At 68.8% G+C, this 24,298-nt stretch carries 28 protein-coding genes; 23 read left to right on the forward strand and 5 right to left on the reverse strand.

The window, feature by feature from the left end:
- The first annotated feature begins 8 nt into the window (after positions 1 to 8).
- From MRBLMX7_RS03135 to MRBLMX7_RS03240, 22 genes are all read left to right on the forward strand, one after another.
- Positions 9 to 1,598: a hypothetical protein gene (locus MRBLMX7_RS03135; protein WP_363366156.1), complete on the forward strand. Its 1,590-nt coding sequence runs from the start codon at positions 9 to 11 to the stop codon at positions 1,596 to 1,598.
- A complete protein-coding gene (locus MRBLMX7_RS03140) occupies positions 1,598 to 3,133 on the forward strand; it encodes a phage portal protein (protein WP_363366157.1) in 1,536 nt (511 codons plus the stop codon). Before MRBLMX7_RS03135 ends, MRBLMX7_RS03140 begins: the two co-directional genes overlap by 1 nt.
- Complete coding sequence (locus MRBLMX7_RS03145) at positions 3,130 to 3,966, forward strand: HK97 family phage prohead protease (protein ID WP_363366158.1); 837 nt, start codon at positions 3,130 to 3,132, stop codon at positions 3,964 to 3,966. Before MRBLMX7_RS03140 ends, MRBLMX7_RS03145 begins: the two co-directional genes overlap by 4 nt.
- Before the next feature lie 15 nt (positions 3,967 to 3,981).
- Positions 3,982 to 5,223 carry a phage major capsid protein gene (locus tag MRBLMX7_RS03150; RefSeq protein ID WP_363366159.1) on the forward strand — a complete coding sequence of 414 codons (1,242 nt, stop codon included), beginning with the start codon at positions 3,982 to 3,984 and terminating at the stop codon, positions 5,221 to 5,223.
- Positions 5,224 to 5,225: 2 nt separating this feature from the next.
- Positions 5,226 to 5,657 (forward strand): hypothetical protein, encoded by a 432-nt coding sequence (locus MRBLMX7_RS03155; protein WP_363366160.1) that lies wholly within the window; start codon positions 5,226 to 5,228, stop codon positions 5,655 to 5,657.
- A gap of 17 nt (positions 5,658 to 5,674) precedes the next feature.
- Positions 5,675 to 6,196 (forward strand): hypothetical protein, encoded by a 522-nt coding sequence (locus MRBLMX7_RS03160; RefSeq protein ID WP_363366161.1) that lies wholly within the window; start codon positions 5,675 to 5,677, stop codon positions 6,194 to 6,196.
- On the forward strand, positions 6,196 to 6,588 hold the full coding sequence (locus tag MRBLMX7_RS03165; protein WP_363366162.1) for a hypothetical protein: 393 nt from the start codon (positions 6,196 to 6,198) through the stop codon (positions 6,586 to 6,588). Before MRBLMX7_RS03160 ends, MRBLMX7_RS03165 begins: the two co-directional genes overlap by 1 nt.
- 183 nt (positions 6,589 to 6,771) lie before the next feature.
- Entirely contained in the window at positions 6,772 to 7,056 is a 285-nt protein-coding gene (locus tag MRBLMX7_RS03170; protein WP_363366163.1) for an HK97 gp10 family phage protein, read from the forward strand.
- Positions 7,049 to 7,471 (forward strand): hypothetical protein, encoded by a 423-nt coding sequence (locus MRBLMX7_RS03175; RefSeq protein ID WP_363366164.1) that lies wholly within the window; start codon positions 7,049 to 7,051, stop codon positions 7,469 to 7,471. Before MRBLMX7_RS03170 ends, MRBLMX7_RS03175 begins: the two co-directional genes overlap by 8 nt.
- A 60-nt stretch (positions 7,472 to 7,531) precedes the next feature.
- Positions 7,532 to 8,122, forward strand: a complete 591-nt coding sequence (locus MRBLMX7_RS03180) for a hypothetical protein (RefSeq protein ID WP_363366165.1) — start codon at positions 7,532 to 7,534, stop codon at positions 8,120 to 8,122.
- Positions 8,123 to 8,228: 106 nt separating this feature from the next.
- Positions 8,229 to 8,666 carry a hypothetical protein gene (locus tag MRBLMX7_RS03185; protein WP_363366166.1) on the forward strand — a complete coding sequence of 146 codons (438 nt, stop codon included), beginning with the start codon at positions 8,229 to 8,231 and terminating at the stop codon, positions 8,664 to 8,666.
- A gap of 101 nt (positions 8,667 to 8,767) precedes the next feature.
- Positions 8,768 to 9,028, forward strand: coding sequence for a hypothetical protein (locus MRBLMX7_RS03190; RefSeq protein WP_363366167.1), 261 nt, complete (start codon positions 8,768 to 8,770; stop codon positions 9,026 to 9,028).
- Between the two features lie 10 nt (positions 9,029 to 9,038).
- On the forward strand, positions 9,039 to 12,398 hold the full coding sequence (locus MRBLMX7_RS03195) for a tape measure protein (RefSeq protein ID WP_363366168.1): 3,360 nt from the start codon (positions 9,039 to 9,041) through the stop codon (positions 12,396 to 12,398).
- Between the two features lie 3 nt (positions 12,399 to 12,401).
- Entirely contained in the window at positions 12,402 to 13,214 is an 813-nt protein-coding gene (locus tag MRBLMX7_RS03200) for a hypothetical protein (RefSeq protein WP_363366169.1), read from the forward strand.
- 12 nt (positions 13,215 to 13,226) lie between these two features.
- Positions 13,227 to 13,421 (forward strand): hypothetical protein, encoded by a 195-nt coding sequence (locus MRBLMX7_RS03205; RefSeq protein ID WP_363366170.1) that lies wholly within the window; start codon positions 13,227 to 13,229, stop codon positions 13,419 to 13,421.
- Positions 13,422 to 13,431: 10 nt separating this feature from the next.
- A complete protein-coding gene (locus MRBLMX7_RS03210) occupies positions 13,432 to 14,550 on the forward strand; it encodes a hypothetical protein (protein ID WP_363366171.1) in 1,119 nt (372 codons plus the stop codon).
- Positions 14,547 to 15,425 carry a hypothetical protein gene (locus tag MRBLMX7_RS03215; protein WP_363366172.1) on the forward strand — a complete coding sequence of 293 codons (879 nt, stop codon included), beginning with the start codon at positions 14,547 to 14,549 and terminating at the stop codon, positions 15,423 to 15,425. The genes MRBLMX7_RS03210 and MRBLMX7_RS03215 overlap by 4 nt, the downstream gene beginning before the upstream one ends.
- 10 nt (positions 15,426 to 15,435) lie before the next feature.
- Positions 15,436 to 16,080: a hypothetical protein gene (locus MRBLMX7_RS03220; protein WP_363366173.1), complete on the forward strand. Its 645-nt coding sequence runs from the start codon at positions 15,436 to 15,438 to the stop codon at positions 16,078 to 16,080.
- Positions 16,081 to 16,090: 10 nt separating this feature from the next.
- Entirely contained in the window at positions 16,091 to 16,984 is an 894-nt protein-coding gene (locus MRBLMX7_RS03225; protein WP_363366174.1) for a M23 family metallopeptidase, read from the forward strand.
- 25 nt (positions 16,985 to 17,009) lie between these two features.
- Complete coding sequence (locus MRBLMX7_RS03230) at positions 17,010 to 17,270, forward strand: hypothetical protein (protein ID WP_363366175.1); 261 nt, start codon at positions 17,010 to 17,012, stop codon at positions 17,268 to 17,270.
- The gene (locus tag MRBLMX7_RS03235) at positions 17,263 to 17,883 is read left to right on the forward strand and encodes a hypothetical protein (RefSeq protein ID WP_363366176.1); all 621 of its coding nucleotides are present in this window, start codon (positions 17,263 to 17,265) and stop codon (positions 17,881 to 17,883) included. The genes MRBLMX7_RS03230 and MRBLMX7_RS03235 overlap by 8 nt, the downstream gene beginning before the upstream one ends.
- A gap of 15 nt (positions 17,884 to 17,898) precedes the next feature.
- Positions 17,899 to 18,294, forward strand: coding sequence for a hypothetical protein (locus MRBLMX7_RS03240; protein ID WP_363366177.1), 396 nt, complete (start codon positions 17,899 to 17,901; stop codon positions 18,292 to 18,294).
- An 82-nt stretch (positions 18,295 to 18,376) separates the two neighbouring features.
- Here the strand turns inward: MRBLMX7_RS03240 and MRBLMX7_RS03245 are convergent, their stop codons facing one another.
- From MRBLMX7_RS03245 to MRBLMX7_RS03260, 4 genes are all read right to left on the reverse strand, one after another.
- Positions 18,377 to 18,703, reverse strand: a complete 327-nt coding sequence (locus tag MRBLMX7_RS03245) for a hypothetical protein (protein WP_363366178.1) — start codon at positions 18,701 to 18,703, stop codon at positions 18,377 to 18,379.
- A gap of 164 nt (positions 18,704 to 18,867) precedes the next feature.
- The gene (locus tag MRBLMX7_RS03250; protein ID WP_363366179.1) at positions 18,868 to 19,725 is read right to left on the reverse strand and encodes a tyrosine-type recombinase/integrase; all 858 of its coding nucleotides are present in this window, start codon (positions 19,723 to 19,725) and stop codon (positions 18,868 to 18,870) included.
- 163 nt (positions 19,726 to 19,888) lie between these two features.
- Complete coding sequence (locus MRBLMX7_RS03255) at positions 19,889 to 20,023, reverse strand: hypothetical protein (protein WP_363366180.1); 135 nt, start codon at positions 20,021 to 20,023, stop codon at positions 19,889 to 19,891.
- A gap of 47 nt (positions 20,024 to 20,070) precedes the next feature.
- Complete coding sequence (locus MRBLMX7_RS03260) at positions 20,071 to 21,873, reverse strand: glycoside hydrolase family 15 protein (protein WP_363366181.1); 1,803 nt, start codon at positions 21,871 to 21,873, stop codon at positions 20,071 to 20,073.
- A 76-nt stretch (positions 21,874 to 21,949) separates the two neighbouring features.
- On the opposite strand from MRBLMX7_RS03260, the gene MRBLMX7_RS03265 reads away from it, so the two are divergent.
- On the forward strand, positions 21,950 to 23,350 hold the full coding sequence (locus MRBLMX7_RS03265; RefSeq protein ID WP_363366182.1) for a glucose-6-phosphate dehydrogenase: 1,401 nt from the start codon (positions 21,950 to 21,952) through the stop codon (positions 23,348 to 23,350).
- Here the strand turns inward: MRBLMX7_RS03265 and MRBLMX7_RS03270 are convergent.
- Positions 23,337 to 24,266 carry an AEC family transporter gene (locus MRBLMX7_RS03270; RefSeq protein ID WP_363366183.1) on the reverse strand — a complete coding sequence of 310 codons (930 nt, stop codon included), beginning with the start codon at positions 24,264 to 24,266 and terminating at the stop codon, positions 23,337 to 23,339. The genes MRBLMX7_RS03265 and MRBLMX7_RS03270 overlap by 14 nt on opposite strands.
- Between the last annotated feature and the right edge of the window lie 32 nt (positions 24,267 to 24,298).

Below are 24,298 nucleotides of genomic sequence, written 5' to 3' on the forward strand. Positions count from 1 at the left end.
GTGTCGCGGTGATCTCGACCCTCAAGGGCAAGACAACCCCCCGGTTGTTCACTCCGCCGCTGCGTGAGCTGACGCCGGAAACGTCGCGCGGGTTCGAGGTAATCGCGTTCGCGCTCGAGATCCTCGGCGTGCACCTGTACCCGTGGCAGGAGTGGCTCCTGATCCACGCGCTCGAGCTGAACGTCGACGGCACGTACCGCTTCAAGCGGGTGATCGTGCTCGTCGCGCGTCAGCAGGGCAAGACGATGCTGTCCTCGGTGCTCGCGGCCTGGTGGCTGTTCGTGGACTCGAAGCGGAACCCGGATCGGGTGCCGCCGCTCAAGTTCAAGATCGTGGGCGTCGCGCAGAGCCTCGATATCGCGCGTGAGCCGTGGAACGCGGTGAAGCTGTGGTGCGATCCGGACCCCGAGACCGACGAGGAGCAGGCCGCAGCGGTCCCCGACCTGCAGGCGGTGACGCAGAAGGCGCTCGACTCGAACGGCAAGGAGATGCTGCGGGCGCGGAACCTCGCGCACTACGAGGTCCGCGCGGCGACGAACACCCGTGGGAAGCCCGCGGCGCGCGTGATCTTCGACGAGCTCCGCGAGCAGAAGACCTGGGCGGCGTGGGCGGCTGTCTCGCAGACAGCGAAGTCGTTCTGGTCCGGGCAGATGTGGGGCATCTCGAACGCGGGCGACGCGCTCTCGGTCGTCCTGTGGAAGCTGCGCGAGGCCGCGCTCGCCACGATCGCCGACTGGGAGAGCTACGTCGACAGCGGGCTGCAGCAGCTCGAGGAGTTCGCCAACGGCCACGACATGTCCCTCGGGATCTTCGAATGGTCGGCGCCGGAGGGCTGCGGCAAGGAGGACGTCGAGGGGATCCTGCAGGCGAACCCGTCGATCGGGTACGGCGCGATGACCGTCGCCGACGCGATCGCCGACGCGCGCACGATGCCCGACGCCGAGTACCGCACCGAGGTGCTGTGCCAGTGGGTAACGGCCAACCTACGCACGTACCTCTCCCCGACGGAGTGGGGCGACCTCGTCGACGAGGAGTCGCAGATCGACCCCGGTTCGGACCTGTGCCTCGCGATCGACACAGCGCACGACCGCTCACACACGTACATCGCGGTGGCCGGGTGGCGTGCCGACGATCTCGCTCACGTCGAGGTGATCGCCGATCGCGCCGGGATGCTCTGGGCGCCCGGAGTCGCACGCGAGATCCGCGAGAAGTGGGGCATGCGACGCGTGGCCCTGCAGGCGCGTGGCGCGCCGGCGCACGAGTTCATCGCGGCGCTGCGCGAGGAGGGCTTCGACGTCGTCGAGATCGGTGGGTCGGACCTCGGCTCGGCGACGGGCCGCATCCATGACCGTGTGCGCGACAAGACGCTGCGGCATCTCGGGCAGCCGAACGCCGATATCGCGGTGAGCGGCGCGGTGACCAAGACCCTCGGCGACATGCAGGTCTGGGACCGCAAGGCGTCCCCGGTCGATATCTCTCCGCTGGTCGCGGAGTCGTACGCCCTGTTCGGGCTCGAGACGGGCGAAGGCCCCGCCGCGGTGTCGGCGTACACGGCAGTTGGCGGGGAGACCCTCGGCGACTGGTGGGAGGAGGACTGATGGGGTTCCTGTCTGAGTTCACGGCTCGTCTCGCGGGCGGTCAGTCCGGCCGGATGACGGGCGACGTGACGCTGCACGACGGCCGCCAGGTGCGCGTGTCCGCGTTCACGTTCATGGACGCCGAGAACTACCTCCGCGGCATCGAGGGGATGGCTCCTGAAACGCTGTGGGCCGCTCAGCCGCACCTCCGCACGGTCGTCGACTTCCTCGCCCGTCAGATGATGCAGCTCTCGCTGCACCTCTACGAGCGGAACGCCGACGGCGACGTGGACCGCGTCCGCGAGGGGCCGGTCGCCGAGCTCCTGCGGCGCGCGAACGCCGAGCAGACGTTCTCCGAGCTCATCGAGCAGCTCGTCACCGAGTGGGCCGTCCGCGATGACGCCTTCGTGTTCGTGATGGCCGACAAGTCGCTGCGGGTGTTCCCGACGTCGTGGGTCGAGGTCAAGGGGAAGTACTTCGGCGAGAAGAAGTACACGGTCACGACCCCGGAGGGCGGCACGCTCAAGTTCGACGGGCGCGACGTCATCCGGTTCAAGGGCTGCACGCCGGGGAACCCGCTGCGCGGCACGTCCCGCGTCGAGACGCTGCGCCTGGTGCTCGAGGAGCAGTTCGCCTCGCTGATCTACCGGAAGCAGACGTGGAAGAAGGGCGGCCGGTTCGGCGGGTTCCTCACCCGCCCGAAGGACGCCCCGCGCTGGGACGACGACGGCCGCAAGCGCTTCTGGCGCATGTGGGACGCGTTCACCGGTAACCGCGGCTCGAAGGCCGGCGGGACCCCGCTGCTCGAGGACGGCATGGAGTGGAAGCCCGCCGGCTTCTCTCCGCGCGAGAACGAGTGGGCCGAGGCGACGCAGCTCTCCCTCGGCACGGTCGCGCAGGTCTACCACGTCAACCCGACGATGATCGGGCAGCTCGACAACGCGAACTTCTCGAACGTGCGCGAGTTCCGTCGGATGCTCTACACCGACACGCTCGGCCCGCTCATCACCCGGATCGAGGAGCGCCTCACCGCGTTCCTGCTGCCTCTGCTCGGCGCGCCCGCCGGCCAATACCTCGAGTTCAACGTCGAGGCGAAGCTGCGCGGGTCGTTCGAGGAGCAGGCGAAGGTGCTCTCGGCGGCCGTCGGCGGCCCGTGGATGCTCCGCGCCGAGGCCCGGAAGAAGTTCAACCTCCCGAAGATCGAGGGCGCTGACGAGCTGATCGTCCCGCTCAACGTCGTGCTCGGAGGACAGGCATCGCCCGTCGACGGCGGCGCGGCATCGGGCCAGAAGGGCATCGAGTCTCTGGCGTCCGTGCAGGGCGTCGTCGATCGCTTCCGCACGCGTCAGGCCGAGGTCATCTCGGCGAAGCGCGGCGCCGGAGATCCGCACTGGTGGGACCGGACCCGCTGGGTCAAGGAGCTGCGCCGAGACCTTCTCGACGTCGGGCTCACCGATGGCGAGGCCCAGGTCCTCGCGGTCCGCGTGAACGACCAAGCGTTCGCGCACTTCGCCGCCGAGCCCAGCTCGGCCTCTCTGCAGGAGGTGTCCGCATGAAGATCAAGGATCGGCCGTTCGAGCTGAAGGCGTTCGACCCCGACACGGGTGTGTTCGAGGGTTACGCCGCGGTGTTCGGCAACAAGGACTCGTACGGCGACGTCGTCGTGGCGGGCGCGTTCAAGGAGTCGCTCGAGGAGGACTTCGGACCCGGCGGATCGGGTGTGCCGTGCTACTGGGCGCACAACTTCTCCGACCCGTTCATGAACATCGGCGAGACGATCTCGGCTGTCGAGGACGACTACGGGCTGCTCGTGAAGGTCGCTCTCGACCTCACCACGAACGCGGGCAAGCGCGTGCACCAGCTCCTCGTCGACGGCCGCGTGAAGCAGATGTCATTCGGGTACGAGGTCCTCGAGGCCGCGTTCGTCGAGTCCGAGGAGCTCGGGTTCTTCTACGAGCTCCGCAAGATGCGGCTGTTCGAGGTGTCGGTCGTGCCGATCGGTGCGAACACCGCGACCACGATCCTCTCCGCGAAGTCCGCCGAGGTGCAGCCCGTCGTCGACGGGCTCCGCACTGCTCAGGCGGCGATCAACGCCGCGTACAAGGCGCTCGGCATCGACCCCGGCACTGAGGTGCCCCAGTCGGCTCCCGAGATCCCCTCCCCTGTCGAGGCCGCCGAGGCCCCGGCTCCCGAAGCTCCCGCTGCCGACCTGGCCGCGGGTGATCCCGATTCGACCTCCAGTGACGAGGAACCGGATGCGGCCAACGCGGAGGAGCCGGTCCCGCCGGCCAACGCGGAGGAGCCGGTCGCGGCCAAGTCGCGCGCGGACGGCGAGTCAGCCATCGCCCGAGCACGGGCTGCGATGCAGCTCGCGGGCATCAACCCCTGATGAAAGGAGATCCTCGTGGATCTTGCAACTCTCATGGCTGAGCGCGACGCGATCGCGGCCAAGATGCGGACTCTCATGGAGCCCGCGGACGGTGCCGCGACCAAGTCGCTCGACGCCGACGGGCTCAAGGAGCTCGACGCCCTCACGAAGTCGCTCGGCGACGTGCAGACCAAGATCGCATCGGTCATGGCCGCACAGGCGCAGCTCGACGCTCTCGGCGGTCCGGAGGTCCCCGAGACCTTCCGTGGCGAGAAGTCGACCGCGGCGAAGTCGATCGGTCAGCACTTCGTCGACTCGATCGGCACGAAGATCGCGCGCCTCGGCGTCGATCGCGGGCTGACGCTGACGGCCGAGGAGTACACCGGCACGAAAGCCGCGACCGACACGCACGTGTCGTCGATGGTCCCCGCGCCGCTGCTCACCGACGTCGACCGCACCCCGGTGCGCCAGTACCAGCGCCGCCTGTTCCTCACGGACTGGCTGCTCTCGGGCAGCATCTCGGGCAACGCGATCACGTACTACGTCGAGAAGATGGCAGCCCTCGAGGGTGCCGTCGCGGCGATCGCGGAGAACGCCCGGAAGCCCCAGCTGCACCACACGGGCTGGGACCCGGTCACCGAGACGCTCAAGAAGGTCGCGGGCTTCATCAAGGTCTCGACCGAGATGCTCGAGGACGCCGCCTTCCTCGTCACCGAGATCGAGACCCGGCTCCTGGCCGAGCTCGCGCTCGCCGAGGAGATCCTGCTGCTCTCCGGCAACGGCACCGGTCAGAACCCGCTGGGTCTGCTGAACCGTTCCGGCCTGCAGACGGAGACCGCGGCGGGCGAGGCCGACCTGATCGAGGCGATCTTCCGCGCCTCGCAGAAGGTCACCCTCGCGACTGGTCTCGTCGCCGACGGCGTCGTGATGAACCCGGCCGACTACCAGACCGTGCGCCTGTCCAAGGACCTCAACGGCCAGTACCTCGCCGGCGGCCCGTTCGTCGGCCAGTACGGCAACGGGTCCCTGGACGACGCGGTGCGCATCTGGGGTCTGCCGATCATCGTCACGCCGGCGATCCCGCAGGGCACCGTGCTGGTGGGCGCGTCGCAGGCGTCGACGGTCTACTCGAAGGGTTCGTTCGTGCTCTCGGGCACGAACACCAACGAGGACGACTTCGTCAACAACCGGGTGACGATCCTGGCGGAGAAGCGCGTGACGCTCGCGGTCCGTCGCCCGATGGCGTACGTCAAGGTGACCGTCGAGGCGGGTGAGTGAGCATGGCTCTCGTCATCCGTCGAATCCTGGTCGCGGGCCAGTGGACCACGGTGCAGGTCACCGAGGACGAGGCTCGCGTGATCGACGAGCGTGCCGCTGAGGTGGCCGCCGTCGAGAAGGCGATCGCCAAGGCTGCCGCGGCCGAGGCGAAGAAGATCGCCGCCGAGCAGGCGAAGGCTGACAAGGCCGCCGCCGAGAAGCAGGCAGCAGAGGAAGCCGAGGCCGCCAAGGCTGCCGCGGCCGAGGGCACGCCTGCGGCCGCCGATGCGGGCACCGGTGACGGTGCTGCCGCTGGCGACGCCGGGGCCGCTGACGGCGGTTCCACCCCCGAGGGTGCCACGGGTACTCCGGACGCCTCCCAGAGCGCTGACGGCGCTGCTGCGGCTCCGGAGCCCGCGAAGGCTCCCGCCAAGCGCGGCGCGGCCGCGAAGTAATCGAGGACGGGTGCGACATGGCTATCGAATCGATCGTGCAGTCGTCGACTGCGATCAACGCCGACTTCTGGTTGGCCGCCGCTCACGGCTCTGTACGCCGTGAGTGCGGATGGCATGTCGCACCCGTCATCGAACAGACGCTCGTGCTGGACGGGAGCGGCGACCACACGCTGCTGCTCCGGTCCGGCCGGGTCGTCGAGCTGCTCGAGGTCCTCAACGACGGCACAGACGTGACCGCCGACGTCGACTTCTCGCGCGCTGGAATCCTTGAGCTGCGCAGCGGCCGCTGGACGCGACGCCTCGGGAAGATCTCGGTGAAGCTCCGCCACGGCTACGACCCTGACGAGGTGCCCGAGGTCGCGGCGCTCATCGCGACGCTCGCACGCCGCGGCGCATCGTCCCCTGGAATCGTCGCCAACCAGTCGGTGAATGGCTCGAGCGTCGGATACCTCACCGCCGGCGGCGCGCCTATCTCGATTCCGCTGCTCGAGATCGAACGGCGAACGCTGGACCCGTACCGGCTCGTCTGGGGCGCCTGATGGTGTTGCTCGGCGAGTACATCGGCACCGGAGGCGACGGCTTCGGGTTCGAGAACGGCGAGACGGTCGAACGGCTGCGCGCCGGTCTCGTCGAGGACCGCTACTCGAAGAAGCAGGTCAGGCAGGACTGGTCCAATCCGGACGTGCTGACGATCCCCGGCGCGTCGATCGGCACGGTTGGGCAGACGCAGGCCGACGGCACACAGCGCCGACTCACGAACGTCGCAGCGCTGCTGACGGTCACCGATCCCAGCGCCGACGTCGCGATCGGCGACCGCATCCGGCGAGGCACTCAGGTGTGGGCGTGCGTGGAGTTCCCCGAGACCGACAAGAACCCGTTCACGGGGTGGCGACCGACTCTCGTGATCGCCCTCGAAGAAGTTCACGGCTGATCCGTCGCGGATCCGCCGCCGACGCGTCGCGAGGTCCTCGCCGACGCGTTCACCTGGTCGCAACGACGTGTCGGCGATCGCCACACGACGCGTCGAGCGTCGACGGGCGACGCGTCGTCCCTCACCGCGGCCGCGCACGACGCGTCGCGCGAGTACTCGCGACGTCCCCCGAGGAGGTGCCCGATGGTCGAGGCATTCGTCGCGAATGATGCATGGTTCGCCGCTCTCGGGAAGTCCCCCGGCGTGGTCAGTCTCTGCAAGACCTCTGCCGACGCGACCGCGTCCCGTGCTCGCGGCCGCGCTCCCGTCCTCACCGGCGAGTACCGCGACAAGATCCACGTCGAGCGCCACGACACGCAGTACCGCTGCGTGTTCCGCGTCGTGGCCGGCGCCGCGCACTCGCTCGGCGTCGAGTCCAAGACGGGCAACCTCGCTCGCTCGCTCGGAGGCGGTGGTGCTCGTGCCTAACGTCGAGTGGCCCGACCTCGAGCAGTGGCTCACCGACTACGCGCGCGCGATCCTCACCGCTGCGGCGCTGACATCCGACGTCGGCAACAAGGAACCCGCCGACGGCGAGTTCCCCGAGGCGCTGATCGTCATCCGCAACGACGGCGGCACGAAGACGTCCGTCATCACCGCTCAGTGGTCGGTCGGCATCACGATCCTCGCCGGAACCCGGATCTTCGACGCACCCGCCGTCGATCTCGTGCGCCCGATCTTCGGTGCGTTCACCGACGAGGACCTGCCGTCGCTCGGCGGGCGATCTTGCCCCATCGCGTCCGTCGACGACTTCAACGGCTGGTACACGGTCGCCGAGGCGCAGGACCGGACGCGCATCTACTTCACCGTGACGTACACGGTGGTGGGCTCTCCCGCCGGGTGAGCCTCTCGCTGGTGCTCTCCGTCTGCGCGGGTCGGGTGCCTAGACAGAAAGGAGCGGCTCATGGTCGCTGACGCGCAGGGTAATGATCTCGGGGCCGTAGGAGTCCCGATCTCGGGAAACCTCGGGGTCGCTCCGGTCCTCGAAGCGAACGTCATCGCGCCGGCTGCCGGTGCGGTGTTGGAGATCGCTCTCCCGGCCGCATACCGGAAGCTCGGCCTGCTGAAGCAGGACGGTGGGTTCAACCTCACCACCGAGAAGGACGGCGATGCGATCGAGCTGTACCAGGAGGGCTATTCGCTGCCGTCCGGTCTCGCGAACGCGACCCTCGCGGTCACGCTCGCTCAGACCGACGACCTGGTGCGTGAGGTCGCGTGGGGCAAGACGCCCGACGAGAACGGGTACATCACCGTCGACGCCGGCGGGCACGCGACCCGGTACCTGCTGTGGTCGGAGGAGATCTTCCGCAACGGCATCCTGATCCGTCGCCTCGGCGTCGCGTCGGTCGACTCGGTCCAGGTCGACCAGTCGACACGCGGCGAGATCCGCGGCTACGCGATCACGTTCAAGTACCAGCGGTCGCCGTACTTCGAGAACAACCACTTCGGCGAGTGGCTCATCAACACGAACACCGCCGACCCCGAGACCCCGTAACCCGCGGGCTCTCCCCCGAGCAGGCCGGTGCTGCAGCGCGTGATGGGCACGCTGCAGCACCGGCCGACTTCATGCCCATCTGCCCATCGAAAGGAGCATCACGCTCATGTCCCTTCCCGTTCCCGAGTCCGCACCCGCGGCCTCCGAAGCCCCTGTGCGCGACCAGGCGATCGCTGAGACCGCCGTCGCGCCGGATCCTGGATACTCCGCGCCCGTCTCGGGCCCCGGCGAGCCCGGGCCGAAGCCGGAGATCTTCACGACCGCCGACGGGATCTTCCATGCGCAGCTCTCGTCGGGTGAGCTAATCATGAAGACGAAGGTCCCGTACAAGACGTTCAAGCGCCTCACCGGCATGTCCGAGGGCGACTCCCTCGCCGACCTCGAGATGTTCATCGACGAGGTCGGTGTCGGCGACGCGAAGCAGATCATGGAGGACTGTGACGACACGATCCAGCTGATCGTCGTCGCCGCGAAGTACTTCGAGAAGTTCAACGAGATCGCGCAGGCGCGCCTGGGGGAATCCGGGCTGTCGTTGAGCTCCTGACCAAACACGAGCCGGAGGCGGCCCGGGACTTTCGCGGTCTCGGGCTGTCCCTGCTCGAGCTCGGCGGCGACGCGTGCTCGTGGGGTGAGGCGCTGCTTCTCGTGCAGTCGCTCTCCCTCGACACGTCCACGCATCTCGGGGCGGCCGTCGCAGGATGGGCGCGCCCCGCAACCATGACCGAGGTCGCGCAGCTCCTGCAGGCGTTCTCGACGATCACCCGCTACACGCAGAAGCCGCCTCACGGGTCGGTGCTGTTCCCGTGGGATCACCTCATCGATCCGGCCGCGTATGAGCCGGTACCCGCCGAGGTGGCCTCCGAGATGACGGCCCGACTGCAGCGGTACTCGGCGTTCAGCGACTGAGGGGGTTCCCGTGTCCTCGAAGGAAGTCGGCTCCGGCCACGTCGCGATCTTTCCTTCGTTCCGCGGAGTGCGGAAGGGCATCGCCAAGGAGGTCAACGCCGGCGTATCCGACGCGGGCAAGTCCTCTCGACGTGGCATGGCGCGGATCGGGAAGACCGGCGGCGAGGAGCTCGGCCGCGGTCTCCGATCCGCGCTCACGGCATCCGCCGGGGACCTCGGCGCCGGGGCACTTAAGGACCTCGAGAAGAACGTCACGACCACGACGCGTGCGCTGTCGTCTGCACGACTGAAGCAGGCCGACGACGCCGGACGCGCGCGAGTCGCCGAGGTGAAGCTCGCCGAGGCAATCGCCAAGAGCGGCGAGGGCTCCTCTCAGGCGATCGCTGCCGAGGAACGCCTCGCGTCAGCGCGTCGCCGCCTCGAGGTGTCGACTGCGACGGTCACCAAGGCGTCCGCCGATCTGGCCTCGGCGCAGTCGAAACTGAAGACCGCGCAGGATGCCGTGGCTGCCGCGACGGAGCGCGCCGGTCGCGCGGCTGCCGGCGGCGGGTGGGCGGCGTTCCGCAAGAACGTGTCCGATGTGCTCGCGCCCGCGAGGCTGCTCGGCTCGACGCTCGGAGATCTCGCGTCGCGCACTCTCGCGCCGCTCACGAGTCGCATGTCGGCCTTCGGGTCGGCCGTGACGTCGCGCGTGACGAACGCTCTGCGGCCCGCAGCGGTCGCTGTGCGCGACTTCGGGCTGCAGGTGGGCCTCCGAGTCACCTCGGCGCTGTCGAGCGCGGAGAAGTTCGTCACGTCCCGGTTCGGGCCTGCTCTGCAGAAGCTCTCACCGCTGACGTCGGTGATCGGCCAGTCGTTCGGCGGCATGGGTCGGATCATCGGCCAGTCGTTCTCAGGCCTTGTCGGCGTTGCCGGTCAGGTCGCGTCGGGCATCGGCTCGGCATTCGCGTCTGGAATGCGCGCCGTCGGCCGCACCGTGTCCGATGCCGTCACGCTCGCGCGCGGTCAACTTGGCCTGCTGGCGGCCGGCGTCGCGACGACTCTCGGCGCGGCCATCGGAGGCGGCTTCTCCCGACTGTTCTCGATCGAGGACGCTACGGCCCGCATGCGCGGGCTCGGACTGTCGAGTGATCAGGTCGCTGGGGCTCTCAAGAACGCCGAGAATGCCGCAGTCGGAACCGCCTTCGGTCTCGACGAGATGGCCGGCGCCGCGTCGATGGCGCTCACCGCTGGCGTGAAGACGGGCCCGGAGCTCGCGGCATACCTCGAGTCCGTCAAGGGCGCGGCTACCGCGGGCAAGGTGCCCCTCTCCGAGGTCGCGCAGATCTTCGGCAAGGTGCGCACTTCGGGTCGCGCGTACACAATGGAAATCAACCAGCTCGCGGATCGGCAGATCCCGATCTGGGGAGCGCTGGCGTCCCGCATCGGTGTCTCGGTCGACGAGGTCCGAAACCTCGCCTCTGAGGGCAAGATCACCGCCGAGGTCTACGAGGCTGCGGTCCGAGACGCTACGGGCGGCATGGCTGCGGAGGTCGCGCAGACCACGACGTCGTCATACAAGAACGCGTTCGCCGCGCTCAAGCGGTTCGGCGTCGCGCTGATCGGCACCCGCGTCGAGGGCGACAAGCTCGTCGGCGGGCTGTTCCCGCTCCTCAAGCAGTTCGCTGACATGGTGCGATCCGCGTTCGACGCGGCATCCGCGGTCGTCGGGCCGTTCATGGCGGCGCTGACGGACCAGATCGCCGGGAAGGTCGGCCCGGTCCTCGAGCGGCTCACCACGATGTTCAATGGCATCAAGGAGACCTTCGCGGGCGGATACGAGGCGCCGGACTTCTCGAACCTGACCGGATCGCTCGGGGCTCTCGCTCCGATCATCGGTCTCGTCGTGGGGCTGTTCGGGCCGTTGCTCGCGCAGCTCCCCGTCATCGGTCGCCTGTTCCTCGGGCTCACGGGCCCGGTGGGCCTCGCGATCGGTGCTCTGATCGCCGTGTTCACGATCGATCCGGCGACGCTCGCGAGCGGGTTCGAGGCGATGATCCCGCTGGTCGTCAGCACGGTCACAGGTCTCGTCGGCCAGGTGGTCACGCTGGTCACGACGCTGATCCCGCAGATGGTCTCGGCGCTCGCCTCCGGGCTGCCCGTGCTGCTGCAGGGATTCGTGTCTCTGATCCTCGCGCTCGTCGACGCCGCGGTGCAGGTCCTCCCGGATCTAATCTCGGCGGTCATCGGGCTGATCCCCGTGCTCGGCGCGGCTCTGATCGGGGCGATTCCGGTACTGCTGAACGCAGCAATCACGCTGTTCACGGGCCTGATCGACGCGGTTGTGCAGATCCTGCCGCTGTTGGTCGGGATGCTCCCGCAGATCATCGAGGCCGGCATCCAGCTCTTCTCCGGACTGATCACCGCGCTGATCGAGGTGATCCCTCAGGTCATCACGCAGATCGTCGAGATGCTGCCGGTGATCCTCGAGTCGCTCATCGGGATGTTGCCGACGTTGCTCGAGACCGCGATCTCGCTGTTCATGCAGCTCGTGCTCGCGGTCGTCGAGGTGCTCCCGCAGCTCATCACCTCGCTGATCAGCATGCTGCCGTCGATCATCTCGACGCTCGTGGGGATGATCCCGACTCTGCTGCTCGCCGCGGTGGATCTGTTCGTTCAGCTCGTGCAGGCGATCCCTGTCGTGCTCCCGCAGCTCCTGACCGCGATCATCGGGATGATCCCACAGGTCGTGTCATCGCTGATCAGCATGATCCCGATGCTGCTTACCGGGGCGATCCAGCTGTTCATGGGGATCGTGAAGGCGCTGCCGGAGATAATCCCGAACCTGATCCAGGCGATCCTGGGTCTCGGCCCGGAACTGGTGAAGGCGGTCGTCTCGCTGATCCCGCAGCTGTTCGACGCCGGGAAGTCCCTCATCCAGGGGCTCATCGACGGCGTCAAGGACATGTTCGGGGCGGTCGGCAACGCCTTCGGCGAAATGATGGATTTCGTCGGCGGGTTCTTCCCCCACTCCCCCGCGAAGCGTGGTCCGCTGTCGGGCTCTGGGTGGCGTCGGATCCGCGAAGGCGGGCAGTCGCTTCTCGAGCAGTTCACGCTGGGCGTCAACGACGCATCCACGACGAGCGCTCTCGCGTCCGCCGTCGGGAACGTCGCTGCGCTGCAGAGCGCGGTCGCGGCGCAGGTGGGCGCGAGCGCCGCTTCGTCGACGGCTGGTTCATCCGCGTCGAGCGGTGTGCAGATGCCGCGAGAGCTGGTCGTCGTCGACGTCAACGGCGATCTGATCGGGCGGATGCGCGTGGAGGCGAAGTCGGAGGTCGACGCGGCCTCGCGCGATCGCCGAGTGGCGCTGTCCAACGGAAGGCAGAGGTGAGCGATGGCTGGTCCGAGCTTGACCGTCGACGTGTCCGGCAACCCGTTCGTCGAGGTGTTCTTCGACAGCGTGGCGCCGGGTACGTCGACGGTCACCGTGTATCGACTGAGCGAGGACCGGCAGTGGTTGGTGCGTGGCGGCGTCGGCATCGGCACGGGGATCGCTGCTCTCGACTTCGAGGTGCCGTTCCGCACGCCGGCGACGTACCGCGCTGAGCAGTTCGACGCGCTCGGGAACTCGCTCGGGTTCACTGACTCGTCGCACGTGACGGTCGACTACGAGGGCACGGTCGTGCACAACCCGCTCGTCCCGGCGTCGCTGTGGGCTCCGGTGCGCATCCTCGCCGACGTCGTCGCTCCGCTCCGCCGTCCGACCGACGGCGAGCTGGTCTATGTCGAGGGCGCGTCCGTCGCGAAGTGGATCGGAACGCGTCGCCAGGGGCTCCGTGACGTTCCTGTGTCGTTCCTCACCGAGACGATCGACGCGGCCGACCGTGTGCAGGCGATGCTCGGAACCTACGTCACGCAGCAGGTCGGGGTGCTCTGTATCCGGACCAGCGACAACGTGCGCTGGCCGCGATCGTTCTTCGTGCACGGCGACCTGAGCGAGATCGAGCAGAACGTCCGCTTCAACGGCAGCCGCATCCGGTTCGACGCCCAGATGGACGAGGTCGAACCGCCCTTCCCTGGCCTCGTCACACCGCTGCTGACGTACGACGACCTCGACGCGTTCGGCAACTACACCGCCCAGGACGCTGGATGGCTCACGTACACCGACAGGGATCGCGCATACGAGCTCGCCGGGCTGGCGGGATAGCGAGGTGGCGACATGGCAGCTCTGAACCTGGGCTCCGACTTCGAACAGGCGATCATCGCGGCCGCCGGACTCGAGGGGCTCAACCTCGATCCGGGCTCGATGGAGATCGGGCTGCTCAACGATCCGGTGACGACCGTGCGATTCACGCTCGTCGTCGACGTTCCACACGAGGCGGTGCGCGCGGCTATCGCCGCTGCGATCGCGTGAGGAGGCGCGCATGTCTCGCTTCTCGTCTGCGGTGCTCGGAGGGGTCCTGACGGGGCCTTTCGATCACTACTGGTCGGCTGACCTGATCTACAACGGTGAGCGTCGTCTGCAGGACGTGCCACTCACGGACGTGTCGTTCAGCGAGGACGGGAACGCGAGCATCCAGCAGGACGGCTCGTGCCGGATCGTGTGGACAGACGTCTTCGGCAAGGCGATGGCGCCGCGCGAGGTGACCGACGCTTTCGCTCCGTTCGGTGCGCAACTTCGCGTGTACTCGAACATCACTGCTGGCCCGTTCTCTGAGCGGATGCAGTACGGGGTGTTCGAGATCACCGACGTGCCGTCGGCGCGCGATGAAGACATGGTCTTCCGCGGGCTGGTGATCTCGACGGGATCGACGATCGAGCTCGAGCTCAAGGAGCTGCTCGCTGGCGTCGGAGAGGAGACGTTCGACGTTCCCTCTGCGCCGTCGGGGCTCGCGTCGACGTGGCAGGAGATCGGCCGGGTCTCAGGACTGCAGCTCGCGCGCACGATCGACGACAAGCCGATCACGCGGACGATCATGTACCCCGACTCGAAGCTCGACGCTGTCTACGAGCTCATGGACGTGATGCTCGACGGCATCCCCCACATGCGGGCGGACGGAACTCTATCGGCCCGCCCGAAGGCATGGCCAAACCCCGTGCGCACGCTGCGTCGCGGCGATGGCGGTCAACTGATCGGCGTCGGCCGGAAGATGTCCGCGGAGCAGGTACGCAATCGGGTCGTGGTGCGCGCGACGTCCGGCGAGGCGAAAGCGGTACTCGCAGTCGCCGAGATCACCGAGGGTGCGCTTCGCGTACGGGAGCCGAGTGGCGGGCGATCGCCGTTCGGGGCCCGGACCCGGTACCTGGCGAGCGAGTACATCACGACGCAGGCGCAGGCGCAGGCGTGGGCTGATTCGACACTCCCGTCCGTCTCGGTCCTGAAAGCCTCGGTGGTGCCCGTCGAGATGACGTTCGACCCGCGCGTGGAGCGCGGCGACGTGGTCGTGATCGAACAGCCGCGTGGCGACCTGCTCGGACGGGTGCGCGGCATCCGGAGGACGGACCGCGCGCGCCAGTCGCTCACGGTGGAGGTCGCGTCATGACCGACGAGAGCGACGTCCTGCTCGGGATCGTCGGCGGGAAGTCCGCAGTCCGGATGGTCGCCGGCGCATATCGGGGACTCGACGGGCTCCGCGCCGTCGTCGACTTCGAGGGCGGCCGCGTCCCCGCGTACTTCGGCTCACCGTGGCGTCCCGTCATCAACGATCCGGTGTGGGTGCAGATCGTCGACGGTGTCGCATGGCTCATGGGCCCGACGGCGCCGCTCGCCTCCGACGGCACAGTCGTCTCCGTGTCGGGTGGCGTTGCAACGATCGCGACCGACGTCGGGAACGTCGTCGCGACGTACAACACCGGTGTGACGCTCACAGCCGGACAACCGGTGAAGCTCCTCGCTCATGGCGGGTACCACGTCGTCGGAGTGAAGGCGTCGACCCCTGTCGCACCGACTCCGGATCCCGGGGGCGGTGGTGGCAGCACCCTGATCACACAGACGTTCACCGCGATCGACGCAGGCTCTTTCCAGAGCGGGCGCTGGTGGACCAATCAGGTCGTTGCGGGAGACAGCAACCAGGGCTGCTGGTTCTACAACCTCAAGCTCGGATGGACGATCCCCGCGAGCGCTGTCCCGTCGTCGATCGAGATCTACCTCAACCCCGTGCGCATCCAGGGCGCCGACCCGATCTTCACGGTGCACCCTCACGCTACGAAGCCGGCGGGCTCCCCGGGGCTCGTCGGTGGCGTGCCGATCGACGTCACAGGAGCGGGCTGGTACTCGCTCCCCGTGTCGTTCTTCAACGCGCTGAAGTCAGGCGGCGGCTCAGCTGGCGTCGGCCTCAACCACGGCGGATACAACATCTTCGCCTCCCTCGCGCAAGACCCGCAGTGCGGCACGATCCGCACGACCTACCGCTACTAGGAGGCACCCGATGGGGTACACCGAAGGCATCGGCCCGGAGGGCACGCCGGACTTCAACGTCACGCCGCAGACTCGCAACGATCTGCAGAGGCTGCGGAATCTCGTGATCCAGCGAGGGAACCGGTTCAAGGGCACGACGAACGAGCGGAATGCCTTCACGGACGCGGGGTTCGCCGTCGAGGGTCAGGAGTGGTTCGACACGACGATGGGATGCCTTCTCATCCGTCGCGGCACCGCGTGGAAGCGCGAGATCTCATTCCGCACCTTCACGCTTGCCCGCGGCGGCATGACGGACAACCAGACGTTCTTCCAGGTGCCGACCGAGGACGCGACGAAGGACACGGAACCGGCTTTCTCGTACGCGTACAACGGCGCGAACGGACAGATCACGCCCGAGGCCGGGGTCTACATGCTCTCGGTGAAGGCGCACCCGGGTGGAGTCGCCACGGGCACGTCGTTCGTGCAGATCCGAGGAACGGTGCAGGGTCTTCTCGGCCGTGGAGCATTCGTGATCGCGGCCGATCCTTGGATGTCTACCTCGTCGCTATTCAGAGCGGACGGCACCGAAGGATTCATCGTCGATATTCAGAAGGTCACGGGAAGCGCCTCGGCGGGCTCTGGCGCGCTTCACATGACGAAGCTCACCACCCTCTGAGGAGGATCTGATGCTCTCACCCAACGGCACGAAGACCCTTCCGGCGATCAGCAGCCCCTACGGTCCGCGAACCGCACCAGTCGCCGGCGCGTCGACCTTCCATCGCGGAGTCGACTTCGTCGGCTACTCCCGCATCCACGCGATCGCGCCTGGCCGCGTCGTCGTCGTCGGCACGCCCGCAGGCTGGGCGGGCGGCGGAGTGCAGGTCTGGATCCAGCACGACGGATTCCTCAGCCGATCCATGCACATGGTCACCGGCTCTCCCACCGTCCGCGTCGGCCAGAACGTCGACGAGGGACACGACCTCGGAGCCATGGGGAAGACCGGCAACGTGTCGGGCGTTCACCACCACCTCGAGATCGTCGTTAACGGCATACAGATCGACCCTGTGCCCTTCCTCACCAACCACCTTGCTGCCGTCAGCGGCGGCGCTTCCACCTCGAAGGACGGTTTCCTCATGGCTCTTTCCGATGACCAGCAGCGCCAGATCTACGAGGCGCTCGTCGTGGGCGGTCCCACTGCCTCGGCGTACTACACGCCCGCCGCGATCATCAACGTGCTCCGCGGCGAGACGCGTCAGCAGATCGACGCCGTCAGCCGGTTCCCCGGCACGAACTGGAATGGCTTCCAGGCGATCGCCAACAACCAGGCGGCGATCCTCGAGGCGATCAAGGCGCTCGACCCGTCGAAGGCCGCCGATATCGAAGCCTTCGAGGTGAAGCTGCGCGAGAGCGAGGCACGGCAGACGGAGGCCATCAAGGCCGCAGTCGAGCTCTCTGTCGACGCGCTCCGCGACAGCATCGCGCAGGCCCTCGCGGCGGGCGGCGTCACGCCGTACGACGAGGTGCGCAAGGCCGTCGACGACGCCTTCGACGAGGTCTTCGTCCGATCCTCGGCGAACTGAGGCATCTAACACGGAGGGGACTCGCATGGACTGGTGGGTCGCTCCACTCGTCACCCTGTTGGTGGCGCTCATCACGGCATCCGGCGTGTGGGCAGGTGTTCTGCTCACACGCCGCTACCAGATGCTCACCCGGCAAGACGCCGAGCGGGCGGCAGCCGAGCAGCGGCAGCGGGAGACGCAGCAGCAGAAGCTCCGAGCCGTGAGCTACGCATCCCGGCTCAGGGCGCATATCGAGCGCGGCGACCCGCCGCCTCCCGAGGACTGGCCGGAGGGCATCTATGACTGATTCGAGACGCAGGAAGCTCGGTGTCGGGCTGCTGCTCGCCATGCTGAACGCGTTCGCGATCGTCGGGGTCATCGTCCTCGGCGTCGTCGCGTTCCAGCAGTCCGAGCGTGCGACACAGGCAGAGACCGCCGCGGCCGCCGCCGATGAGCGACGGGACGCCGAGTCGGCTGAGCGTGGCGAGGCGATCGAGGCGCTGCGCGAGCAGGTCCTCGAGCTCGGAGAGGAACCGGTCGTCGAACCCGTGCCGGAGTCCACGAGTCCGACGGTCGTCAACGGCAAGGACGGGCAGGACGGCGAGGACGGAGCCGACGGCCTCCCCGGCCCCGCTCCAACTCAGGAGCAGCTCCTCGCCGCGCTGCAGTCGTTCTGCGCCGGCAACACGTGCCGCGGCGAACGCGGCGCTCAGGGCGACCCTGGCGCGGCATCGCAGGTCCCGGGTCCCGTCGGCCCGGCCGGACCCGTCGGCCCTGCAGGACCGACGTGTCCCGTGGGGTCGACCGCTCAGCAGGTCTGGCTCTCCGTGGCCGAGACGCAGTACGGGACGTTCTCTCGTCAGCCCGCGACGATCTGCCGTCCAACCGTCACTGCGCCCGCCCCGGTGCCGACACCGTGAGGGAGGTGAAATCCCATGAAGAAGATCCGTGATTGGCTCACCGACGATCGGCGCGTCGCACTGCAGGCGTTCTTCGCCGTGCTCGGCGTCCTCGCCGTGCAGCTCGGCTTCGCGACCGAGAACACGACGGGCCTGGTGCTCGTGTTCACCGGCGCGCTGCTACAGCTCCTGCAGGCGCTCCTGGCGCTCGCGTTCCTCAGACCGTCGGAGGCGGCCGTGTGGCTCGATACGATCGGCCGTGGCGTGATCTACGCGTTCGCCGCGGCCGCCGCACCGGTCGCCGTCGCCGTCGGTCTCCTCACCGACGAGCAAGCCGGCAGCATCCTCGCTGCCGTGTCGACCGCGCTCACCGCGCTGGCCGCGTTCCTCGCCGTCGTGAACAACCGGGCGCAGTACGCGCTCGCGGCCTGACTGCCGCGCTGAAAGACCCCCACCTAGCCTCCGGGCCGGGTGGGGGTCTTTTCTGCGTCTCAGGAGCCGCCAGGCGCTCCCGCTAGTCGTCGTCGACGAGGGTCACCGCGTTGCCCCAGACCCAGCAGCGGAACGTGTGATCCTCGGCTCGGAACTCGATGCCGGCGGCGAGAGGGGTGGAGCGCACGAGCTTCGCGTCGACGCGGACTGACTCGGGTCCGAAGCGGACCCACGCGCGTACGAGCTTCGGCCGCGGGTAGACGGTCATGGGCTGCTCGCGCACCTCGAGCTCGCGATCCGTCAGCGACTGCAGCGGCCCGTGCTTCGCCGCCGCGATGATCGACTGATGCTGCGATCGGCGATCGAGCGCGGCCGAGAGTCGTGCACCAGGGTTCCCCATTGCCGGCATGTTCCTTCCTCCGGCCGAGAGCGTCGAGTCTACTGCGCGGCGCCGACGTCGCAGCATCCGCAGCCGTCGCGTGCGGCCGCGAGCGCTGAGAAGCCCCTCCCGCACCCCAGATGCGTGGAGGGGCCTCTCGCGCGTCTCCCCAGCCGCGCATGTGGCCGCGTCGGCTATGCCGCGCGTCGTCCCGACCGGGCTGGGATCGCCCGCTTGGGAAGTACTTCGAGCGCCTCGCGGCGGTCCTCGTCGAGCACCTGCGTGTAGCGTTGCGTGTGAGCGAGCGAGGCGTGCCGCATGAGCTCCTGCACCGCTCTGATGTTCGCGCCGCCGCGCACGAGCTCTGTGCCGAACGAGTGACGCAGCGAGTGCCCGGTGAGCTGCTTATCCACGATCCCGGCGCGGTTGCGAGCATCCGTGAGCAAGTCGCTGACCGACTGCCCCTTGATGTGCCCCTCGCGGCCGGCACGCGCCGGAAACCACCAGCCTTCACGCATCGTCGGCGCGAGGTCACGGATGATCTCGTGTAGCGGCAGGTAGTCGGTGCGTCCGCCCTTCCCGAGCACCTTGAGCGTGCCGGACTCGAGGTCGACGTCGTCGGAGTGCACGGCGGCGATCTCCGACGCACGCAGCCCCTGATAGGCGGCGAGGAGGATCATCGCCCGGGTGCGCTTGTACGCCCCGGTGGAGAGCAGCCGGTCGATCTGCTCCTGCGTGTACGGGCGCGGACGATGCGGCGGCACCTTCACGACCGGGAGGCGCAGCGCCGGGTTGTCGGCGCGCAGCCCCTCGTCATGCACGAACGTGTAGAAGGCGAGGAACGTCGCACGCGTCGTCGCTCGAGACGATGGGGCGATCTCCTCCCGGCCGACGTCGCGGCGCATGTGGAACACGGTTGCGGTGAGTAGATCGGTCTCCTGGCGAGCGGCGAACGCCCTCAGAATCGACTCTCGTGTACGGATGGTGCGCACGGCTCGGTTGCCGCTGCGCTGGTAGTCGGCGAACGCCTCAAGCAGCTCTGCATCGTTCATCATTTCCCCCTCGGAAATAGCTGGTGCCTCTGACCGTATGGACCGCGGCGAGCGCGCCGCGACGACCGCCGCGCCCAGACTTGAGCGTGGATCCCGGTGCGTGTCGTTCACGGGGCCGGATAGCCGCGGCGCGGTATCAAGAACCGCTGCTGTCGCGTGGAGGTCAGGCGACGCGCTCGCCGATGGGGGTCACGGGAGCGAGGTCGGCGCGAGAGTGCACGAACTCGGCGGGGATCTTCGGCGTCAACATGCGGACGTTGGTACCGTAGGTCGCAGGTTCGACTCCTGTCGGGGGCACGGATACGCGAGAACCCCCATCCCATCCGGGTGGGGGTTCCGCCGTTCTCAGCCCCGCGGGCGGTGCGCCTTGCGGGCCAGCGCATCCGCCGCCCGGACGAGAGCAAGGTGCGAGAACGCCTGCGGCGTGTTGCCCAGTTGACGCCCGGCGCCCGGATCGTACTCCTCTGACAGCATCCCCATGTCGTTCGCGAGGCCGCACAGCCGGTCCATCAGCGCCTCGGCCTCGTCGACGCGCCCGGTGCACGCGTACTGCTCGACGAGCCAGAACGAGCAGGCGAGAAAGGCACCTTCGGATCCCGAGAGCCCGTCGACCCCCGTCGCGGTGCGGTAGCGATACACGAACCCGTCGTGCACGAGCGTCTGCTCGATCCGCTCGACCGTCGCGAGCATCCGCGGGTCGTCGGGGCGGCAGTAGCCCACCTGCGGGAGCAGCAGCAGCGAGGCGTCGACCTCGTCGGTGTCGGCGTGCTGCACGAAGTGCCCGTCGCGCACCCCCTTCTCGTCGATCTCCCTGCGCATCCGGTCGCGAAGCCCGCGCCATCTCTCCACCGGACCGTCGAGTCCGTCCTCCTCGACCGCCCGCACACCGCGATCGAACGCGGCCCAGATCATCACCCGCGAGTGCGTGAAGTAGCGCGGCTCCCCGCGGATCTCCCACAGGCCCTGGTCGGGCCGCTCGATCTGCTCGGCGGCGAACCGCAGCAGCTGCCTCTCCAGCGCCCAGGAGAACTCGGATTCGCGTACCCCCGCGGCCCTCGCCGCCGACAGCGTCACGATCACCTCTCCGACCACATCGGCCTGGTACTGCGTCGCCGCGCCGTTGCCCAGCCGCACGGGACGCGAGCCCTCGAACCCGGGAAGCTGCGGCAGCTCCCGCTCGGTGACGTCGCGCTCCCCCGCCGGACCGTACATGATCTGCAGATCGGCGGGATCGCCCGCCACGGCGCGCAGCAGCCAGGTGCGCCAGCTGTCGGCGAGACTCAGGAACCCGTGGTCGACGAGCGCCTCCAGAGTGAGGGCCGCATCGCGAAGCCACACGTATCGGTAGTCCCAGTTGCGTTCACCGCCCAGGTCCTCGGGCAGCCCCATGGTCGCCGCGGCCGCGATCCCACCGGTCTCACGGTTCGACAGCGCCCGGAGGATCAGCAGCGACCGCACCACCTCGGCATGGTGCGGTCCGGAGTGCGCGATCCTGCCCGCCCACTCCCGCCACCACTCCGCGGTCTCGGCGAACGCGACGTCCGCGTCGAGCAGCGCGGGCACGTCCCGGTGCGAGGGGAACCACGTGAGGTGCAGGTCGCGCGTCTCCCCCTCGCGGATCGAGACATCACCGGTGTGCTCGTGATCGTTCGGCTCCAGATGCGCGCCGCGGATCGCGAGCGCGTCCGGACCGGCCATCGCGAGGAGGCAAGGATCCTCGCTCGTGCCGGTCTGACGCACCCACGGCATCGCCCGGGCGTAGTCGAAGCGGAGCGTGAGGTGCTGCGCGAAGGTCATCTCACCCCGGATGCCGACGATGCGGCGCACGACGTCGGTGCGCAGCGCCGAGGCCTCCGCATCCGCGCCGACGGGCATGACGTCGTGCACCTCGGCGATCGCGTCGCCGCTCGTCCACCGGGTGACGAGCACGAACGTGTCGCCCTCGTAGCGGCGTGTGCTCACGGCATCCGCGTCGACCGGGCGCAGCAGCCAGCGGCCGTGATGCTCGTCGCCGAGGAGCGCCGCGAACACCGAGGCGGAGTCCAGACGCGGCAGACACAGCCAGTCGATGCTCCCCGCCGTCGAGACGAGCGCCGCCGTGCGGCAGTCGCTGAGCAGGGCGTAGTCCTCGATCCGTGCGGTCACCATCCGCAGTGTGCCACGACTTCGCCCTCGGCGACCACGGGGTGGCGCAGGTACTCGGCGAATGCATACCCTCGACGGCATGACCAGCTCGTCACGGACCCTGCTCATCCTCGGAGCGTCGGGAGACCTCACCTCTCGTCTGCTCCTCCCCTCGCTGGGTGCTCTGCTCGCCCGCACCCCCGACCGCACGGTGACCGTCCGCGGTGCCGGTCGCGACGAATGGGACGAGGAGCGCTGGCGCACCACCGTGACGGATGCCGTCGGCACGGGCGCCGCGGGCCGGGTGACGATCGGTGACTACACCGCTGCCGACGTGACCGACCCTGCGGCTCTCGGCGCTCTCCTCGCCACGGTCGGGCCCGGCACGGTGCTCTATTTCGCGCTGCCGCCTGCGATCACGCGAAAGGCTGTCGACGCCCTACGCGGAGCCGAGCTGCCCGACGACCTGGTGCTCGCGATGGAGAAGCCCTTCGGCGACGACGCGGCGAGCGCCCGTTCGCTGAACGCCGCGCTGACCGCGCTGGTGCCGGAGGACCGGATCTTCCGGGTCGACCATTTCCTGGGTCGCTCGATGATCCTGAACCTGCTCGGACTGCGCCTCGCGAACCGCATGTGGGATCCGGTGTGGTCGGCCGAGCACGTCGAGTCCGTGCTGATCCGCTTCGACGAGTCGCTCGCCCTGGAGAACCGCGCGGGGTACTACGACCATGCGGGTGCGATGATCGACATGATCCAGAGCCACCTGCTGCAGGTGCTGGGCCTCGTGGCGATGGAGCCGCCGGCGACGCTCGGCGAGCGCGACCTGCGCGACGCGAAAGCCGCGGCCCTGCGAGCGACTCATGTGTGGAGGGATGCGCCGGAGACCGCGTCGCACCGAGCCCGCTACACGGCCGGCACCGTCGACGGCAAGGACATCCCCTCCTACGTCGACGAGGAGGGCGTCGACCCCTCTCGCGGGACCGAGACGCTCGCCGAGGTCGTGTTCGAGGTCGCGAACGAACGATGGGCCGGCGTGCCCTTCGTCCTGCGCTCCGGCAAGGCACTGCCCGCGAAGCGCTCCGAGGTCGTGGTCACGTTCCGCCCGGTGCGACACCTCCCCGCCGGCCTCTCGCACGCGCCGCGCGACGGCGGGCAGCTCACGTTCGCCCTCGGGCCCGACCGGATGACGCTCGGCGTCCACGTCACGAGCGGCGACGAGCCGTTCGACCTCCGCGAGGAGGATCTCGTGGCGGAGATGGGACAGGGCCAGCAGCGCTCCTACGAGGAGGTGCTAGACGAGCTGCTCGACGGCGACGTGACGCTCTCGGTGCGGGCGGACGAGGCCGAGGACTGCTGGCGCATCCTGCAGCCGATCCGCGACGCCTGGGCCGCGGGGACGGTGCCGCTGCAGGACTACCCGGCGGGCACGACGGGCCCTGACGGATGGCCGAGCACGGTCGATCCCGCCGGGATCGCGGAGGCCGCCGTCACCGCGTCGTGACGACCTCGAGCACTGCGAGCGCGAGCGGCACGGTCACGAGTGCCGCGACCGTCTGCACCCCCGTGATCGACGCCATGAGCCGGTGATCGCCGCCCATCCGTCGCGCGAGCACGTAGGCGGACGGGGCCGTGGGCACGGCGGCGATGATCACGACCGCGGAGAGGACCACGCCGTCGATCCCGAGCAGCACAGCGCATGTCACGGCGAGCGCAGGCAGCACCAGGAGCTTCAGCAGCACCGCGATGCCGATATCGAGCAGATCCCGCCGCCGGAACGCGAGTGTGAGTGCCGCACCGGCGATGAGAGTCCCCGTCACGAGCGCTGGTGCCGCGAGCAGATCGAGCACGGTCGCGATCGGCCCGTCGAGCCGGAGCCCCGAGACGTTCACGACGATCCCGATCACGCATCCCTGGATCAGCGGGTTGGTGACGAGCTCGCGTCCGAATCGCGGACGGGGCTCGTCGACGCCGTCGCCCCACCGGGCGAGGGCCGAGACGCAGACCACGTTGACGAGCGGCACCATGACCGCGCTCGCAATCGCATAGGTCGCGATTCCCTCCTCGCCGTGAAGGGCGGTCGCGAACATCAACCCCAGATAGGTGTTCACGCGCACGGACCCCTGGACGAGTGAGGTGAGGCGGGGACCGGTGATGCGCAAGAGGCCAGCGGCGCCGAACAGGATGCCGAGCACGAGCAGCACGGGTATCGTCAGCGCGACCGCCAACGGCCCGATCGGCACGGCTCCGAGGTCGGCCCGGCCGATCGAGGTCACGAACAATGCGGGTGTGAAGACCCGGTAGCTCATCCACTCCAGACCGCGCCAGAACGAGGGGTCGAGCGGCGCCCGGTGGCGCAGGATCCAACCGATCACGAGCAGGACGACGACGGGCAGGATGGCGGTGAGGGCGAGAGGCACTCACTGAGAGTCCTGCAAGGAGTCAGGGCTTT

It is taken from the genome of Microbacterium sp. LMX7-1.2, from assembly GCF_040675935.1.
Taxonomy (GTDB): Bacteria; Actinomycetota; Actinomycetes; order Actinomycetales; family Microbacteriaceae; genus Microbacterium.

Bases quoted from the DNA above. Each gene is read 5' to 3' on its own strand.
- MRBLMX7_RS03205 (WP_363366170.1), top strand. From the start codon at position 13,227: ATGGCAGCTCTGAACCTGGGCTCCGACTTCGAACAGGCGATCATCGCG.
- MRBLMX7_RS03160 (WP_363366161.1), top strand. From the start codon at position 5,675: ATGGCTATCGAATCGATCGTGCAGTCGTCGACTGCGATCAACGCCGAC.
- MRBLMX7_RS03155 (WP_363366160.1), top strand. From the start codon at position 5,226: ATGGCTCTCGTCATCCGTCGAATCCTGGTCGCGGGCCAGTGGACCACG.
- MRBLMX7_RS03265 (WP_363366182.1), top strand. From the start codon at position 21,950: ATGACCAGCTCGTCACGGACCCTGCTCATCCTCGGAGCGTCGGGAGAC.
- MRBLMX7_RS03220 (WP_363366173.1), top strand. From the start codon at position 15,436: ATGGGGTACACCGAAGGCATCGGCCCGGAGGGCACGCCGGACTTCAAC.
- MRBLMX7_RS03170 (WP_363366163.1), top strand. From the start codon at position 6,772: ATGGTCGAGGCATTCGTCGCGAATGATGCATGGTTCGCCGCTCTCGGG.
- MRBLMX7_RS03165 (WP_363366162.1), top strand. From the start codon at position 6,196: ATGGTGTTGCTCGGCGAGTACATCGGCACCGGAGGCGACGGCTTCGGG.
- MRBLMX7_RS03215 (WP_363366172.1), top strand. From the start codon at position 14,547: ATGACCGACGAGAGCGACGTCCTGCTCGGGATCGTCGGCGGGAAGTCC.
- MRBLMX7_RS03225 (WP_363366174.1), top strand. From the start codon at position 16,091: ATGCTCTCACCCAACGGCACGAAGACCCTTCCGGCGATCAGCAGCCCC.
- MRBLMX7_RS03245 (WP_363366178.1), bottom strand. From the start codon at position 18,703: ATGCCGGCAATGGGGAACCCTGGTGCACGACTCTCGGCCGCGCTCGAT.
- MRBLMX7_RS03235 (WP_363366176.1), top strand. From the start codon at position 17,263: ATGACTGATTCGAGACGCAGGAAGCTCGGTGTCGGGCTGCTGCTCGCC.
- MRBLMX7_RS03185 (WP_363366166.1), top strand. From the start codon at position 8,229: ATGTCCCTTCCCGTTCCCGAGTCCGCACCCGCGGCCTCCGAAGCCCCT.
- MRBLMX7_RS03210 (WP_363366171.1), top strand. From the start codon at position 13,432: ATGTCTCGCTTCTCGTCTGCGGTGCTCGGAGGGGTCCTGACGGGGCCT.
- MRBLMX7_RS03240 (WP_363366177.1), top strand. From the start codon at position 17,899: ATGAAGAAGATCCGTGATTGGCTCACCGACGATCGGCGCGTCGCACTG.
- MRBLMX7_RS03180 (WP_363366165.1), top strand. From the start codon at position 7,532: ATGGTCGCTGACGCGCAGGGTAATGATCTCGGGGCCGTAGGAGTCCCG.
- MRBLMX7_RS03260 (WP_363366181.1), bottom strand. From the start codon at position 21,873: ATGGTGACCGCACGGATCGAGGACTACGCCCTGCTCAGCGACTGCCGC.
- MRBLMX7_RS03200 (WP_363366169.1), top strand. From the start codon at position 12,402: ATGGCTGGTCCGAGCTTGACCGTCGACGTGTCCGGCAACCCGTTCGTC.
- MRBLMX7_RS03250 (WP_363366179.1), bottom strand. From the start codon at position 19,725: ATGAACGATGCAGAGCTGCTTGAGGCGTTCGCCGACTACCAGCGCAGC.
- MRBLMX7_RS03230 (WP_363366175.1), top strand. From the start codon at position 17,010: ATGGACTGGTGGGTCGCTCCACTCGTCACCCTGTTGGTGGCGCTCATC.
- MRBLMX7_RS03140 (WP_363366157.1), top strand. From the start codon at position 1,598: ATGGGGTTCCTGTCTGAGTTCACGGCTCGTCTCGCGGGCGGTCAGTCC.
- MRBLMX7_RS03145 (WP_363366158.1), top strand. From the start codon at position 3,130: ATGAAGATCAAGGATCGGCCGTTCGAGCTGAAGGCGTTCGACCCCGAC.